The organism is Pseudomonas baetica (assembly GCF_002813455.1).
GTDB classification, from domain to species: domain Bacteria; phylum Pseudomonadota; class Gammaproteobacteria; order Pseudomonadales; family Pseudomonadaceae; genus Aquipseudomonas; species Aquipseudomonas baetica.
In genome coordinates this window covers 100,966-115,052 of sequence record NZ_PHHE01000001.1, presented here as the reverse complement: position 1 = coordinate 115,052, position 14,087 = coordinate 100,966, and the positions used below count along the sequence as shown (strand labels likewise).

Genomic DNA, 14,087 nt, shown 5'->3' with positions numbered 1-14,087 from the left:
ACCCATTTAGGCGAGAATGCTCGCCAGATCGAGGTGTCAGATGACCAAACAACGCCGTTCCTTTTCTGCTGAATTCAAGCGCGAGGCTGCCGACCTCGTACTCAAACAAAACTACAGCTACATCGAAGCCAGCCGTTCACTCGGCATCGGCGAATCGGCCCTGCGCCGCTGGGTTGATCAGGTTCAGCAGGAGCGCCAAGGCGTCACTCCACAGAGCAAAGCGCTGACTCCGGAACAGCAGAAAATCCAGGAGCTGGAAGCCCGGATTGCCCGCCTTGAACGGGAAAAATCGATATTAAAAAAGGCTACCGCGCTCTTGATGTCGGAAGATCACGAGCGTACGCGCTGATCAATCAGCTGAGCGTCCATGAGCCGATTGATTGGCTGTGCAAGGTGTTTGAAGTCACCCGTTCGTGCTACTACGCCCAGCGCCTTAGGCGCCGAACACCTGATGTCGAACGGCTGCGGTTGCGCAGCCGGGTGAGCGAGCTGTTCTCGCAAAGTCGCAGTGCTGCGGGCAGCCGCAGCATCCTGTCGCTGATGCGTGACGACGGTGAGCAGCTCGGTCGATTCAAAGTGCGCAGCCTGATGCGCGAGCTTGAACTCGTCAGTAAACAGCCCGGATCACATGCCTATAAACGAGCGACAGTTGAACGGTTGGATATCCCGAACATCTTGAATCGGGAGTTCGATGTTCCGGCACCCAACCAGGTGTGGTGCGGCGACATCACCTACATCTGGGCCCAGGGGAAATGGCATTACCTGGCTGTCGTGCTGGATCTTTGCACACGCCGGGTAGTGGGCTGGGCGTTGTCGGAAAAGCCGGACGCCGATCTGGTTATCAAGGCGCTGGATATGGCTTACGAGCAACGAGGCAAACCTCAAGGCCTGCTGTTTCACTCGGATCAAGGGTCACAGTATGCGAGTCGTCTATTTCGCCAGCGGCTGTGGCGTTATCGGATGCGCCAGAGCATGAGCCGGCGGGGAAATTGCTGGGACAACGCGCCAATGGAGCGCGTGTTTCGCAGCTTGAAAACGGAATGGATACCGACCACGGGTTACAGAACGGCTCAAGAAGCCCAGCGCGATATCAGTCACTTCTTGATGCATCAGTACAACTGGGTTCGACCCCATCAATTCAACGGTGGGTTGGCGCCAGCTCGGGCCGAAGAAAAACTTAACGTCGTGTCCGGGATTAGTTGACCACTACACGAGTCTCCCTCGGGCACCAAAATTAAGAAAGGTTTTGCTTAGCAAGACCTTTTTTTCGTCTGCGATAAAGCCCCCCTCTTCACTCAATGGCCACCAACTCACCCGTGATCAGACTGGCCGTGCGTTAAACCAGACGAAAGTGTTGATCGCTAAAAGAGAAGGATTCAAAATCCCTGACCACAATTTCAAAGCCTGCCGGCGATTTCGTCCCACATGTAGTCGTAGTTGTATTTCAGCCAACGGACCAGCAACTTGTCGAACTGCCTGCGAAACCAGTTACGCTGCCGCGCCGCGAGCCTTTCCTCTATCTCGGCCCTGAGCCAGTCAGGGTCAAAACCTGTCCAGACAGTGGGCAAGACCGCCGCAATGTTCGTAAAGCACACTGGCGCTACTTCTGAATAGAAGATCTCGTAGAGCACCGCTGGATCGACGCCTTTGAGCTGGCGTGCGATGTAATCGTAATCAGTGGGGAAATGGTTGAACGGTTCGGACAGTGCGGCCCTGACGATTGTCAGTTGTGGTTCAGTCAGAAAATGTCCCAATGGGAAAACTCCTCCAGCTCCTCATCCAGCGAGTCCGCCACCAGTCTTCCCGCTACAGTCGGCATAGCAGGAACTCAAGCATCGGAACCGGACGCAGGCTCAGCTTGAGCACTCCCTCCAAACAACCGCTCCGCAATCTTCCGACCCCGCTCCATGCCCTCCTGCGTCAGCCAGACCGACTTGTTCTTGTTCACCGGGTTACTGATGAAACCCTGTTCATGCAGTCGGTTCATGATTTCGAAGTCGAAGCCTTTCCAGGCATTGCCTTTGTCGGAACTGAGTGCCGCCAGCAGGGCAAGCACAGCGTCTTCCATCAGTTTGTCGTCGTATTCCATGGTCGTCTCCCCGCTCGTATCCAAGAGTTAACGTCGATGTGGTGATTGCTCACCATAATACTCGCCGGCCTGCCTATGGAAATGGCGTTCAATCCCGTAAGAGTTATTGATCGGCTTCAGCGTGCCCAGTCTTGCCTTGGGCTGCACTTGTTGATCCCTCTCCGTATAATCACGCCCATCTGAAAGCAGCCCGCCGCCTTGTGCCTCTCGCTCAGGTTGCATCTGCGTTTTCGACACTTACTCTGAAGGACGTCGCTGAAGGCACACCATGGAAACGTCACTGGAAACCGTCGCCCTCTTCTCCCTCAAACTCGCTTATGAGGAAGAAGGCCTGAGCCCGATTCTGCGGGACGATATGGTTATGGGGGATTACCAGAAGGATATTTTCGAACTGCTGGTTCGCCGGGGTGATGTGCAGACGATTCAGTTCAAGATGAATGAATGCCTCGGATTGGCATTGGACGCCCTGGGCGGGATCGAAAAACCGCTCGGACGTGAACTGCATAAGTTGTCAGCCGACTTCAGCCAGGCGAAATCGCTGGAGCAGCTTGATCAGCCGCTCCTCGCGCTCAAGGGTTACTTGAAAGACGTCCTGTGATTTGTGCCCTTACAGCAGATGCCTGGAGATGTACTTGGAAATCTCCACCATCGATGTCTTTCCGGTGAATTCGAACTTCACCTTCCCCAGCGACGAAAAGTAGATCTCCAGTTCCGAGTCCAGATCAAATGTCCCCGACGTTTCCACGGAGTACGCAACGATGTTCTTGTACGGCAACGAGGTGAAATCCTTCTTGCTGCCGGTAATGCCCTGAACGTTGACGGCAATGATGCGTTTGTTGGTAAACACAACGCCGTCGCGCATGGCCTTGTAGGCGTCGATCACTTGCTCACCGTCCAGCAACAGGGCGGTGACGCGTTCGGCGTACTCATCGTTTTGCTTGAGTTTGAAGAAGCCTTTGTTGTTGAAGTCGATCATCTGCTCATCCTTTTATTCAAGAAACCATCCAAGTGTTTGCGCAACTTAACGACGGACTTTCAGCACCCGAATGTCTGTCGGGAAGCCATCCGCAGCGGTGATCTTTTTCCACCCCAAATACTGAAACTCGCCCTTCTCATCAATGTAGTCACCCTTCTCCACCGCTCGGCCGCCGATGATCGCCACGCGCTTTACCTCACCGCAACCGCCATCCGAAGGCCTGACCGTGTAGATCACATACGGCTTCACATAGTGCGTGGCGCGGAAGTATTGGCCGCAGACTTCGTCGACGGTGATCAGCATGGTTTTCAGGCGCGCTTCGCCTTCCGTGTCTTCGTGCAGTTTGAGAAAGGAAATGTCGCCGACGTCGCTGTAGCCGAGGGAACGGGCACGCTGGTATGCGGGGGAGTTCTGGTGGGCGATCCGGCCCTCCTGTACGCCACGTTCCATTTTCGCGGCGAACTCGGCTTTGCCTTGGGCGATCATCGCCTCGGCCTGGGCGGCGAGGTTTTCGCATTGGGCGAATTCGCGGGAACCCGAGTGATCGGGTGTCAGGTTCGAGCGGTGTTCATTCATGGTTCGCAGATTGCTTTCCAGCGCGAACATCACGTCATAGGCAGTGGTTCGACCGCTCTGGACTCCGGCCATTTTTTCCTGCACTTGCTGGCAGTTGCCGGCGTAATACTTCCAGCTGTTTTCCGGGTGTTCTTGCCAGGCGGCGAATGCCGGGGTCAGGGCAAAGCCCAGAGTAAGTGCACAAAACAGGCGCAAGGTTTTGGTGATTGCAGGCATGTGCAGTCCGTTACGAGGATAAGGGCAGTGGCGCGACGCTACTATTTTGCTATCTTGCCGTCCACTTTCGCTGGAGGCGCGCCAACCGCCTCTGCTATCGCGCACTCAGGAATGAATCGATGGACGCTTTATTGTGCTTGCTGGTGATGGCCGGAACCTGGATGTGGGTCGTGAAGCAACGGGGTGAGTGGAATTTGTTACTTGCCAACCTTGCTGGCGCCGGAAGTAGCGTGGTGACCGGGATCGTATTCACGCTGATTTATGGCGGGGTCATTGGCACGACGATGGCGACGCCCAACCTGAATCACAGCCTGGTGGTGTTCATGAACAGCGCCGCGGTGCTGGCGGGTGTATGGATGTGGGTTGCCCATCGCCGTCAACCGGAACATCCGGTCGCGCGCCAGTTGTTGGGCGCGCTGTGTGGTTTCGCCGCTGGTATGACGGCACTGATGTTTCTGGCGGTGAATTATTTCCCGGGTTCTTGATAGCGCAGCGCTTCTATTTTGGTATCTTGCCGCCCATCTTCAGGGCCCAACATTGGCGGGCACTGTTTTCGGATTGTTGAAGTTTTAAGGAAAGGATCAAATGGAGTTTCTGCGTTTTCTGGCGTTTGTCGCGGCCTGGGGTTTCATGTGGCGTTGGGTGGTGAAGAATCGCGGCAGCTGGCATCTTTTTTACGGCAACATCGTCGGCGCAGCGGGCGGTTTCATCGTGGCGATGGTCGTGCTGTCGATTACGTTGTCGTTGTTTCCATCGGCACCGGCGCAAACATATAACAGCGAGACAGAGAGCGCTGCGGCGGCACTCATGCCTGAGTTAGAACGGGCAATGCAGCCTACACCTGTGATCGCATCCACCCCAGCCCAGTCCGACAACCTTGCGACCTACGTCGCCAGCGCACCACAGAATGAGCCTTCTCCGCCCGAGTCCGCCCTTCTGCCGAACTACAGCAAACGCCTGCCCGCCTCACTGCTGGAAAAGGACTTCAAAGACAACGTGCATGACGACTTTACCGCTTCGCGCCGATTGGCCGGCACTCATCCGGACGCGGACAAATCCATGATGGCGTTGATGATTTGCGAACCCTTCATCAAGAGCGCCATGCGTTTTTCAGCGTCGACAGCGATTGCCAGTGCCAAGAGCGCGAGCAGCCAACGGTTCAAGGATCAGACCTATACCATCAGCAGCACCGTCAGCGCTCTCAACATGTTAGGCGACACTGTCAGCTACGGTGTCGACTGCTCGGTTCAACAAGTGGACGGTAAAGATACTGACAAGGCCGCGTGGCGGCTGCTCGATCTGAAGTTCAAAAAGCGCGACTCTTAAGCCTCACTTAAGCGTTCAAGGCGCCGGCTGCGCTATCATCACCGGCTTGTGCGCCTTGAGCTTTGCCCTCGATGTCTCCAAAACCTGATGACCTGATTGCGCTGCCACCTGTGTTGGCCGGCCCGCTGCTGCGACGGCTGGAACCAACGCGAATGGTCATGTGGCTGGTCGCTACGCGTCCGTTGTCGCTGACCTTGCGCCTGCAAGGTGTAGGAGACATCGCCCTCGATGCCGAGAAATGCACGGTTATCCCCGTAGGCAGTCGAGCCTTCGTGCACCTCATTGATGTCCGCCTCGACAGCGCCCTGCCCTTCGACACCGTTATCGACTATGACTTGCTGATCGACGGCCAGGAGCGGATCGCCGATTGGGCGCCGCATCTGGTGTATGGCAACGCCACTTGCCCGAACTTCGTCGTGCGCTCGCAGATCGATCAGTTGCTCCACGGTTCCTGCCGCAAGCCGCATCACCCGGCGGCGGACGGTTTGCTCTGTGTCGATCAACTGTTGGCTGCCGAAACCGATCCTCAGCAACGCCCTGCTCTATTGATGATGAGCGGCGATCAGGTCTACGCCGATGATGTTGCCGGGCCGATGCTGCGGGCGATTCATGCCTTGATCAAACGGCTCGGCCTGTTCGACGAACACCTCGAAGGCGCCGTGGTCAGCGACAGCGCCAAGCTTTACGAACACTCGGCAAGCTACTACCACCGTGCGGATTTGTTACCGGCGCTGGAGAGCAACGAGACCTTGCGCGAGCGATTTTTCGGCGGTGCGCGTAAGCCGATTTTCACCAGCAGCAGTGCCGACAATCATCTGGTGACCTTCGCCGAAGTCATGGCGATGTACTTGCTGGTGTGGTCGCCGGTTGCATGGACGCTGATCAATCCGACAGCGCCTGCGCTGACGCCAGAAAGACTCAAGCGCTATGCCCTCGAACAGACGCGTATCGATGGCTTCAAGGCCGGTTTGGGCAACGTCGCCCGAGCGTTGGCGCACCTGCCGAGTCTGATGATTTTTGATGATCACGACATCACCGACGACTGGAATCTCTCGGCGCAGTGGGAGGAAACAGCCTACGGCCATCCGTTCTCCAAACGCATCATCGGCAATGCGTTGATCGCTTACATGCTCTGTCAGGGCTGGGGCAACAACCCGGATGCCTTCAACGAAGTACTGGAGAAAACCCGAGGCCTGAGCGCCAGCGGCGATGACCACTATCTCGACAGCCCGGTGCAGGACGCGCTGATCGATGACCTGCTGCGCTTTCAGAACTGGCATTTCGTGCTGCCAACCCGTCCCGCACTGGTGGTGCTCGACACCCGTACCCGGCGCTGGCGCAGCGAAATGGCGCTCAAGCAACCGTCGGGCCTGCTCGACTGGGAGGCGTTGACCGAACTGCAACAGGAACTGCTCGATCACCCCTCGGCGATCATCGTTTCGCCCGCGCCGATCTTCGGCGTGAAGCTGATTGAAAGCGTGCAAAAAGTCTTCAGTTGGTGCGGTTATCCACTGCTGGTCGATGCGGAAAACTGGATGGCCCATCGGGGGGCTGCACAGGTGATCCTGAATATTTTCAGGCACTCGCGCACACCTGGGAACTACGTGGTGCTGTCCGGCGATGTGCATTATTCCTTCGTCTACGAAGTGCTGATAAGGCACCGCAAGGCTGGCCCGCGAATCTGGCAGATCACCAGCAGCGGCATCAAGAACGAGTTTCCGCCGGCGCTATTGGAGTGGTTCGACCGCCTCAACCGCTGGCTCTACTCGCCGCGCTCGCCACTGAACTGGCTGACCAAACGCCGACGCATGCGCATCGTGCCGTATACGCCGGAACATGCCGAAGCCGGTGAACGGCTGTGGAATTCGGCGGGGATCGGGCAGGTGTTTTTCAATGAGCAGGGACAGCCGCGAGAGATCATTCAGCACAACGCCAATGGCGCGACGAAGACGCGGATGCTGGCGCCGGATTTGTCGGATTATCCTGATTAGCGCGACGCACTTTTCCCCTGTGGGAGCGAGCCTGCTCGCGATTGCGATTGACCCTTCAAAATGAATGTCGTCTGACGCTACGCTATCGCGAGCAGGCTCGCTCCCACAGGGGTTATCGAGTAGCCATTAGTGCGCAGTCACTGCCCGCCCCACACCTCTGACAATCATCTCCACCTCCCGCTCATCAATCGTCAGCGGCGGCAGTAGCCGTATCGTCTTGCCCCGCGTGACGTTGATCAGCAGCCCATGATCTCGCGCCGCAATCAGCGTCAGATCGCGAATGGGCTGCTTGAGCTCGATACCGATCATCAAACCCTGACCGCGAATCGCCAGCACATTCGGGTTATCGGCCAGCTCTGCGTGTAACCGGGCCAGCAAGCGCGCACCCTGCACCCGCGCATTGTCCAGCAAGCCTTGTTCTTCAATGATATCCAGCACCGTACAGCCGACCCGGCAAGCCAGCGGATTACCGCCAAACGTGCTGCCATGACTGCCGGGGGTGAACAGATCTGCCGCCCTGCCCCGCGCCAGACAAGCGCCGATCGGCACACCGTTGCCGAGTCCTTTGGCCAGCGTCATGACGTCCGGGACGATGCCCTCATGCTGAAACGCAAACCACTGACCGGTGCGGCCGATGCCTGTCTGGATTTCATCGAGCATCAGCAGCCAGGCGTGGCGATTGCAAAGGTCGCGCAGGGCTTTCAGGTAACCGGGTGGTGCGAGTTGCACGCCGCTTTCGCCCTGAATCGGCTCGACCAGAATCGCCACGATGCGCTCGCCGTGCTTGCGCTGAATGTTCTCCAGCGCTGCGAGATCGCCGAACGGCACTTTGACGAAATCCCCCGGCAGTTCACTGAACCCCAGGCGCACCGCCGGGCCATCGCTGGCAGACAGTGTGCCGAGCGTGCGGCCATGGAAAGCGTTGGCCATCACCACCACCAGCGGCTGCTCGATGCCTTTGCGCCAGCCGTACAGCCGCGCGAGTTTCAACGCCGTCTCGTTGGCCTCGGCGCCGGAGTTATTGAAGAACGCCCGATCCATTCCCGACAACTCGGTCAGCCGCTTTGCCAGTTGTTGCTGCCAGTCGATGCTGTACAGGTTGGAGGTGTGCAGGAGCAATCCAGCCTGCTCGCTGATCGCCGAAACGATCCGTGGGTGCGAGTGGCCGACATTTGTCACCGCCACACCGGCGACCGCATCCAGATACTCGCGGCCGGCCTGATCCCACAGTCGGGTGCCCAGCCCTTTAGTGAAACTCAGGGCCAGTGGTTGGTAGGTGTTCATCAGGGCGGCGGTCATGACTTCAAACTCCAGTGAAGGTCGGTGTGTTTGCAGTATGGTTAGCCACCAGAACTGGATAAACTCGGCAAAACTTCAATCATTTATAAGCAGAGCTTGATAATGGACCTGTTCCAGTCGATGAGCGTCTACGTCAAAGTCGTCGAAGCGGGGGAGCATGACGGCGGCCGCGTTGCAGTGCGACATGTCGACGACCATGGTCGGCAATCACCTGCGCGCACTGGAGCAACGCTTGGGCGTGCAATTGTTGCAACGCACGACCCGACGCCAACGCCTCACTGAATTCGGCAGCGTTTACTACCAGCGTTGTCTGGATGTGTTGGGGCTGGTGGCGGACTCCGAGCGTCTCGCCGAGCAGGCCCTTGATGAGCCGCGCGGCCTGCTGCGCCTCACTGCGCCACTGACCTTCGGCGTCGAACGCCTGGCGCCTGCGCTCAGCGAGTTTTCCCTGCAATACCCGCAGGTCAAAATGGACGTGGTGCTGACCAACAGCCGTCCGGATCTACTGGAGAGTGGCCTCGATGTGGCGTTTCGTCTGGGCCATTTCGAGCAGTCGAACCTGATCGCCCGCCCCTTGATCGATTACACCCTGACCGTGTGCGCTTCAGCGGACTATGTGGCCCGACGCGGCATGCCGCAAACGCCGGAAGACTTGCAACAACACGACTGCCTGTCGTTCGCCTATCCTGCCGGGGACGACTGGCAATCGGTGGAAAAGCGCTGGCGCCTGAGCAGCCCGGCCGGAGAAATCCTGGTCGACGTCAGTGGTCCGATGCTGATCAACAGCTCCGCCGGTTTGCATCAGGCGGCGCGCACCGGCATGGGCATCGTCATGCTGCCCGATGCGCTGGTCGAGCAGGATCTGCGCGAGGGCAAACTGGTGAAGGTCATTCCCGACTTCCAGCCTCCCAGCCGGCCATTGCATCTGTTGTACGCCCCGGATCGCTATCGGCTGCCCAAGCTGAGACGCTTCGTCGATTTCGCGATGAAAACATGGGGCAGATCCTGATCCCGTCAGCTATCAAGCAACCTTTCAAATGACCACCGATAGGGAGTCGACCCGCAAATGAACACTAACCTGACCGTTCGTAATCTGCTGCCCGCCGAAGTGGAGCCCGTGCGTCTGTTCCTTGGGCAACATGGCTGGGGCCATCGAACAGGCTCCAGCAGCCACTTTGCGCAACTGATCGAGAACTCCCAACGCACGGCCATCGCGCTGCAAGACGGGCAAATCATTGGCTTCGCGCGAGGCATCACCGATGGCTTGTCCAACGGCTACCTGTCGATGGTCGCGGTCGACGGGCAACAGCGACGCAAAGGCATTGGTCGGGCACTGGTTGAGCACGTCATGGGGGATAACCCCGACATCACTTGGGTGCTGCGCGCCGGCCGTGAAGGTGCCGAGTCATTCTTTGCCAGCCTGGGCTTTGAAACATCGCTGATTGCGATGGAGCGCCCTCGCTTGAAATAACCGTCAAGCGCTCTGACAACCGCTATGATCGCCCATCTCTTTCCAGCATGGACGCTGCGCGATGCTCGCCATTTTGCAAAACACCCCGCTGTGGGTTTATGTGTTTTTTGTGATCCTGATGTATTACGGCCTGAAGGCTCGCAAGCCTCAGCACGAGAGCCGGTTCTCGCTACTGTCGACCCCGTTGGCGCTGCTGGTCTGGTCGCTGTTTTCGCTGAACCTGTCGGTTGATCCCGGTTTTACGCTGGGCGGCTGGTCGATCGCTTTGATACTTGGCGCCCTGTCGGCATGGCTGATTTTTTCCCGCAAGGGCGTGAAGCTCGACGACCCGGAAAGCGGATTGATCGTGCCGGGTACCTGAAAAGCGCTGATGTTGTTGCTGCTGTTTTTTGCGGTGAACTACTACTTCGGCTATCAGGATGATGTGTACCCGGAACGCAGCACCGCTGCGGACATGTTGTTGCTCAAGGCCACCGCGTCCGGATTTGTCTGCGGACTGATCGGCACCCGCTCGCTGAAGTTCTATTGGCTGTTGCGAATGCTTCAGGCACAGCGCCCGCCGTTGGGCGCTTGATGAGTCGGCGGGAAAAAACCTCGACCACCGACCCGTTGCTCCGTGACAACGCCGCCCCGCTCCCCTAAATTAGTCGGCCTGAAAAAGCCCCGTGCTTGCTCATCTCCACTCAAGTTAAAAAAGTAGTGAAATTTCAATGTCCGATTTCAACACCGCTGAATCCGTAGTTACCGAATCGTCCAAAGCGGAATACGAAAACTCCATCAATCTTTCACAACACCTGCCACAAGCCAAAATCATCAGCGAGATGGTCCTGGACGCGTTCCAGTCGACCCGCGAGAGCGACCAGATCCGCGAACTGCGCGCCGCGATCCGCCAGGCACACGACCGCTTCGATGACGACAAGGCCTACGAACTGATGGGCGAACTCAAGGCATTGAAGGACGCCGAGGCTGCGGACATTGCCGCCCTTGAAGACCTGAGCAGCAAGTTCTCTATCGGCCGCATCCTCTCCAGCTTCAAGGACGATCCGGCGTTCCAGGAAATCGTTTATGGCCTGGCGCTCAAAGTGCTGAACCAGACGCATCAGGCGATCAGCAACCCGAGCGGTGGCAAGAGCAAGGCTGCCCGCGCGAAGAAAGAAGTCGAGATCTTCACCATCAGCAAGGACGGCAGCAGCGTGACCCTGCCGCTGCGCACACCGCGTTCGCGCTTGAACGTTGACCGTGAAGCACTGGAATTCCTCGGTTTCACCTTCGTCGGTGAAGGCGAAGAAGCGGAGCTGGAAAGCGAAGTCTTCGTCGATAACGCCGGTACTGAGCAGGCGGTAAACCGCAAGAACATCATCACCGCACTGCAACAGCAGACCGCGTTCGATGGCTATAGCATCGCCGCGCAGTAATACGGCAACGCTTGCGAAAAAGCCCCGCCCTGAGATTCAGGCGGGGCTTTTTGTTGTGTGGCTTTCGGGCGATTCAGGCGCCAGAGTGCAATGCCACAATCATGTCGACTTCAATCGCCGCGTTCTTCGGCAACTGATACACACCGACCGTCGTGCGCGTGTGCCGCCCGGCATCGCCGAGCACGTGGCTGAACACGTCCGATGCACCGTTGGCCACTTCGCTCAGGTCAACGAAGTCCGGGGTGGACTTCACGTACACCGTGACCCGCAACAACGCCCGAATCTTGTCCAGCGAACCGACCGCATCGACAATCAACGCCAGACAGCGCATCGCACTGATGCTGGCGGCGGCCTGCGCGTCCTTTAGGGTCAACTCCAGGCCAACGCGGCCGGGGTACTGAATCTTGCCATGGGTGCGCGGCACCATGCCGCTGATGTACAACTCATCGTGATGACGGATCAGCGGCGCGTAATTGCCGCCGGCGGTGTTCTCGCCATAAATGTCATAGTTCAGCTCTTGGGCCAGGGCAATAAAACGCTCGTCGCAGGTCATCCTCTCAGTCATTTCGCCCAGCCTCTCGATTGATGCATGAATAACAGTGTCCCTGCGAAGTGGCATGGCGCTATTACCGTTATGGTTGGATCCAAATCTAGGGGGTTTACCGGAAGTCTGCAACCGGCAACCCAGCAAATTCAGTGACGTTGCGATTCGCGAGCAGGCTCGCTCCCACATGTGATCTGCGTCGATCACATATTCCCTGTGGGAGCGAGCCTGCTCGCGAATCGCCGCACATCAAATCAGCATAATCCGCGCAACAAAAAACCCCGCACATCTCTCGATATGCGGGGTTTTTCTTGAAGCCTCGAAACCTTACGGCGCGTACGTCAGCAGCAGCTCGCTTGGCACCTTGAAGTCCAGGGACATCATGACGCTCAGCGCGGTGATGGTGAAGATCGAGAACACGAACAGCTTGCGTGCCCAGACCGTGTCATCCACTGCCTTGTAGCCGGTCCAGGCCATGTACAACCAGTACATGCCCATGGCCGCGGCGACAGCGAGGTAGCTCATGCCGGCGTAGCCGCTGAAGGTCAGCATCAAGGTCGCCACGAGGAACGCCAGGATGTAGAGCAGGATGTGCTTCTTGGCCACTTTAATCCCGCGCTTCACTGGCAGCACCGGAATCGATGCGGCCAGGTAATCGTTGAAGCGGAAGATCGCGATGGCGTAGGAATGCGGCATCTGCCACAGGCTGAACATCACCAGCAGGACCAGCGCGGCCATGTCGAAGCTGTTGGTTACGGCAACGTAACCGATCACTGGCGGCATGGCGCCCGACAGACTGCCCACCAGCGTGCCGTGAACCGACTTGCGCTTGAGGTACAGGCTGTAGAAGCCGACGTAGATGACGAAGCCGATGACCGCGAACAGGGCGGCCAACGGATTGGCCACCTTGTACAACAACGCAACGCCGAGAACACCAAGGATGGTCGCATAGACCAGGGCCAGTTTCAGGGAGATCAAGCCCTGCACCAGCACCCGGTTTTTAGTGCGCTCCATCTTCAGGTCGATGTCGCGGTCGATGCAGTTGTTGAACACGCAACCGGAGGCTACAACCAGGGAGGTGCCGATCATGGCTGCCAGAAACACCGCCAGATCGACATGCCCTTTCGAGGCCAGGAAGAACCCGCCTGCCACAGAAAGCACGTTACCGAAAATGATCCCCGGTTTGGTGATTTGGATAAAGTGCTTGAGCGACATCGGGTCTACCTCACTTCGCCATCATGTACGTGTGAATGCTGAACATGATCCACAGCGACAGGCCAACCAGCAGCACGATCACGATGGCCGTGAAGACAAACGCGATCACGTTGTTACGCTGAGCGATGGAACGGTCCAGGTGCAGGAAGTAATACAGGTGAACGATCACCTGGATCACTGCGAACAACAGAACGATTGCCAGCGTCGTCGCCTTCGGCAGGCTCGGGTACATCACCAGGCCGAACGGGATGACGGTCAGGATCACCGACAGGATGAAGCCAATGGCGTACGACTTTACGCTGCCGTGGCCAGCATCATGGCTGTCATGGGAGTGTGCATTAGCCATTACAGAGTCCCCATCAGGTAAACAACGGTGAATACGCAGATCCACACCACGTCCAGGAAGTGCCAGAACAGGCTCAGGCAGCTCAGACGGGTCTTGTTGGTCGCCGTCAGGCCGTGCTTGTTGACCTGGTACATCATGATGCCCATCCAGATCAGACCTGCAGATACGTGCAGACCGTGGGTACCGACCAGGGTGAAGAACGCCGACAGGAAGCCCGAACGGCTAGGACCGAAGCCCTCGGAGATCAGCAGGTGGAACTCGTTGATCTCCATGGCGATAAAGCCGGCGCCGAGCAGGAAGGTCATGAACAACCAACCCAGGACCGCCTGCTTCTTGCCTTTGTACAACGCCAGCATGGCGAAGCCGTAGGTGATCGAACTGAACAACAGCAGAGCGGTTTCGCCCAGCACGTAGGGCAGTTCGAAGATGTCGTGGCCCGCTGGGCCACCGGCTACGTTGTTTACCAGTACTGCGTACACCGCGAAGATCGACGCAAACAGAATGCAGTCGGTCATCAGGTAGAGCCAGAAACCGTATACGGTCATCTCGCCCGAGTCGTGGTGATGGTCATCGTGCCCATGGTCACCATGGGCGTGTCCAACATTGGTCACTAAATTCGACAT

16 protein-coding genes and 2 pseudogenes are annotated in these 14,087 nt (G+C 57.8%); 9 read left to right on the top strand and 9 right to left on the bottom strand.

The window, feature by feature from the left end; all coding sequences use genetic code 11:
• The first annotated feature begins 40 nt into the window (after nt 1-40).
• Nucleotides 41-1,203 (top strand): IS3 family transposase gene (locus tag ATI02_RS00535; RefSeq protein WP_100845154.1). Its coding sequence is split into 2 segments (ribosomal slippage): nt 41-296 and nt 296-1,203, totalling 1,164 coding nucleotides; the frame shifts between segments, so codons are not numbered across the junction.
• A 194-nt stretch (nt 1,204-1,397) separates the two neighbouring features.
• On the opposite strand, the gene ATI02_RS00530 is transcribed toward ATI02_RS00535, so the two are convergent.
• Together ATI02_RS00530 and ATI02_RS00525 are read right to left on the bottom strand one after the other, a co-directional pair.
• Nucleotides 1,398-1,754, bottom strand: a complete 357-nt coding sequence (locus tag ATI02_RS00530; RefSeq protein ID WP_100845153.1) for a DUF7079 family protein — start codon at nt 1,752-1,754, stop codon at nt 1,398-1,400.
• Between the two features lie 74 nt (nt 1,755-1,828).
• Nucleotides 1,829-2,089 carry a DUF6429 family protein gene (locus tag ATI02_RS00525; RefSeq protein WP_095191586.1) on the bottom strand — a complete coding sequence of 87 codons (261 nt, stop codon included), beginning with the start codon at nt 2,087-2,089 and terminating at the stop codon, nt 1,829-1,831.
• Nucleotides 2,090-2,357: 268 nt separating this feature from the next.
• Here ATI02_RS00525 and ATI02_RS00520 point away from each other — a divergent pair, with 268 nt between their 5' ends.
• Nucleotides 2,358-2,687 carry a hypothetical protein gene (locus ATI02_RS00520; protein ID WP_100845152.1) on the top strand — a complete coding sequence of 110 codons (330 nt, stop codon included), beginning with the start codon at nt 2,358-2,360 and terminating at the stop codon, nt 2,685-2,687.
• A gap of 9 nt (nt 2,688-2,696) precedes the next feature.
• Here the strand turns inward: ATI02_RS00520 and ATI02_RS00515 are convergent, their stop codons facing one another.
• Both ATI02_RS00515 and ATI02_RS00510 read right to left on the bottom strand, forming a co-directional pair.
• Nucleotides 2,697-3,065, bottom strand: a complete 369-nt coding sequence (locus tag ATI02_RS00515; RefSeq protein ID WP_100845151.1) for a PH domain-containing protein — start codon at nt 3,063-3,065, stop codon at nt 2,697-2,699.
• 45 nt (nt 3,066-3,110) lie between these two features.
• Nucleotides 3,111-3,857 carry a hypothetical protein gene (locus ATI02_RS00510; RefSeq protein WP_100845150.1) on the bottom strand — a complete coding sequence of 249 codons (747 nt, stop codon included), beginning with the start codon at nt 3,855-3,857 and terminating at the stop codon, nt 3,111-3,113.
• A gap of 119 nt (nt 3,858-3,976) precedes the next feature.
• On the opposite strand from ATI02_RS00510, the gene ATI02_RS00505 reads away from it, so the two are divergent.
• The 3 genes from ATI02_RS00505 to ATI02_RS00495 all read left to right on the top strand — a co-directional run bounded on the left by ATI02_RS00505 (nt 3,977) and on the right by ATI02_RS00495 (nt 7,174).
• Nucleotides 3,977-4,342: a hypothetical protein gene (locus ATI02_RS00505; protein ID WP_100845149.1), complete on the top strand. Its 366-nt coding sequence runs from the start codon at nt 3,977-3,979 to the stop codon at nt 4,340-4,342.
• A gap of 100 nt (nt 4,343-4,442) precedes the next feature.
• Complete coding sequence (locus tag ATI02_RS00500) at nt 4,443-5,183, top strand: hypothetical protein (protein WP_100845148.1); 741 nt, start codon at nt 4,443-4,445, stop codon at nt 5,181-5,183.
• A gap of 71 nt (nt 5,184-5,254) precedes the next feature.
• The gene (locus ATI02_RS00495; protein ID WP_100845147.1) at nt 5,255-7,174 is read left to right on the top strand and encodes an alkaline phosphatase D family protein; all 1,920 of its coding nucleotides are present in this window, start codon (nt 5,255-5,257) and stop codon (nt 7,172-7,174) included.
• 126 nt (nt 7,175-7,300) lie between these two features.
• On the opposite strand, the gene ATI02_RS00490 is transcribed toward ATI02_RS00495, so the two are convergent.
• Complete coding sequence (locus tag ATI02_RS00490; RefSeq protein ID WP_100845146.1) at nt 7,301-8,473, bottom strand: aspartate aminotransferase family protein; 1,173 nt, start codon at nt 8,471-8,473, stop codon at nt 7,301-7,303.
• 102 nt (nt 8,474-8,575) lie between these two features.
• Between ATI02_RS00490 and ATI02_RS00485 the strand changes: the two are divergent.
• From ATI02_RS00485 to ATI02_RS00470, 4 genes and pseudogenes are all read left to right on the top strand, one after another.
• Nucleotides 8,576-9,482: pseudogene (locus ATI02_RS00485) on the top strand (LysR family transcriptional regulator).
• A gap of 57 nt (nt 9,483-9,539) precedes the next feature.
• A complete protein-coding gene (locus ATI02_RS00480) occupies nt 9,540-9,944 on the top strand; it encodes a GNAT family N-acetyltransferase (RefSeq protein WP_100845145.1) in 405 nt (134 codons plus the stop codon).
• 61 nt (nt 9,945-10,005) lie between these two features.
• Nucleotides 10,006-10,518 (top strand): annotated as a pseudogene (locus ATI02_RS00475) (hypothetical protein).
• Between the two features lie 136 nt (nt 10,519-10,654).
• On the top strand, nt 10,655-11,359 hold the full coding sequence (locus ATI02_RS00470) for a hypothetical protein (RefSeq protein WP_095191597.1): 705 nt from the start codon (nt 10,655-10,657) through the stop codon (nt 11,357-11,359).
• 73 nt (nt 11,360-11,432) lie between these two features.
• Here ATI02_RS00470 and ATI02_RS00465 read toward each other — a convergent pair whose 3' ends face one another.
• The 4 genes from ATI02_RS00465 to cyoC form a co-directional block, all read right to left on the bottom strand.
• Nucleotides 11,433-11,924: a RidA family protein gene (locus ATI02_RS00465; protein ID WP_095191598.1), complete on the bottom strand. Its 492-nt coding sequence runs from the start codon at nt 11,922-11,924 to the stop codon at nt 11,433-11,435.
• A 306-nt stretch (nt 11,925-12,230) separates the two neighbouring features.
• Entirely contained in the window at nt 12,231-13,118 is an 888-nt protein-coding gene (gene cyoE / locus ATI02_RS00460; RefSeq protein WP_095191599.1) for a heme o synthase, read from the bottom strand.
• A 10-nt stretch (nt 13,119-13,128) separates the two neighbouring features.
• Nucleotides 13,129-13,464 (bottom strand): cytochrome o ubiquinol oxidase subunit IV, encoded by a 336-nt coding sequence (gene cyoD, locus ATI02_RS00455; RefSeq protein WP_007916940.1) that lies wholly within the window; start codon nt 13,462-13,464, stop codon nt 13,129-13,131.
• Nucleotides 13,464-14,087 carry a cytochrome o ubiquinol oxidase subunit III gene (cyoC, locus tag ATI02_RS00450; RefSeq protein WP_095191600.1) on the bottom strand — a complete coding sequence of 208 codons (624 nt, stop codon included), beginning with the start codon at nt 14,085-14,087 and terminating at the stop codon, nt 13,464-13,466. The genes cyoD and cyoC overlap by 1 nt, the downstream gene beginning before the upstream one ends.

Coding starts and splice junctions, on each gene's coding strand:
- ATI02_RS00465 (WP_095191598.1), bottom strand. CDS start 11,924: ATGACTGAGAGGATGACCTGCGACGAGCGTTTTATTGCCCTGGCCCAA.
- cyoE (WP_095191599.1), bottom strand. CDS start 13,118: ATGTCGCTCAAGCACTTTATCCAAATCACCAAACCGGGGATCATTTTC.
- ATI02_RS00490 (WP_100845146.1), bottom strand. CDS start 8,473: ATGACCGCCGCCCTGATGAACACCTACCAACCACTGGCCCTGAGTTTC.
- ATI02_RS00480 (WP_100845145.1), top strand. CDS start 9,540: ATGAACACTAACCTGACCGTTCGTAATCTGCTGCCCGCCGAAGTGGAG.
- ATI02_RS00515 (WP_100845151.1), bottom strand. CDS start 3,065: ATGATCGACTTCAACAACAAAGGCTTCTTCAAACTCAAGCAAAACGAT.
- ATI02_RS00500 (WP_100845148.1), top strand. CDS start 4,443: ATGGAGTTTCTGCGTTTTCTGGCGTTTGTCGCGGCCTGGGGTTTCATG.
- ATI02_RS00525 (WP_095191586.1), bottom strand. CDS start 2,089: ATGGAATACGACGACAAACTGATGGAAGACGCTGTGCTTGCCCTGCTG.
- cyoD (WP_007916940.1), bottom strand. CDS start 13,464: ATGGCTAATGCACACTCCCATGACAGCCATGATGCTGGCCACGGCAGC.
- ATI02_RS00520 (WP_100845152.1), top strand. CDS start 2,358: ATGGAAACGTCACTGGAAACCGTCGCCCTCTTCTCCCTCAAACTCGCT.
- ATI02_RS00495 (WP_100845147.1), top strand. CDS start 5,255: ATGTCTCCAAAACCTGATGACCTGATTGCGCTGCCACCTGTGTTGGCC.
- cyoC (WP_095191600.1), bottom strand. CDS start 14,087: ATGTCGAATTTAGTGACCAATGTTGGACACGCCCATGGTGACCATGGG.
- ATI02_RS00470 (WP_095191597.1), top strand. CDS start 10,655: ATGTCCGATTTCAACACCGCTGAATCCGTAGTTACCGAATCGTCCAAA.
- ATI02_RS00510 (WP_100845150.1), bottom strand. CDS start 3,857: ATGCCTGCAATCACCAAAACCTTGCGCCTGTTTTGTGCACTTACTCTG.
- ATI02_RS00505 (WP_100845149.1), top strand. CDS start 3,977: ATGGACGCTTTATTGTGCTTGCTGGTGATGGCCGGAACCTGGATGTGG.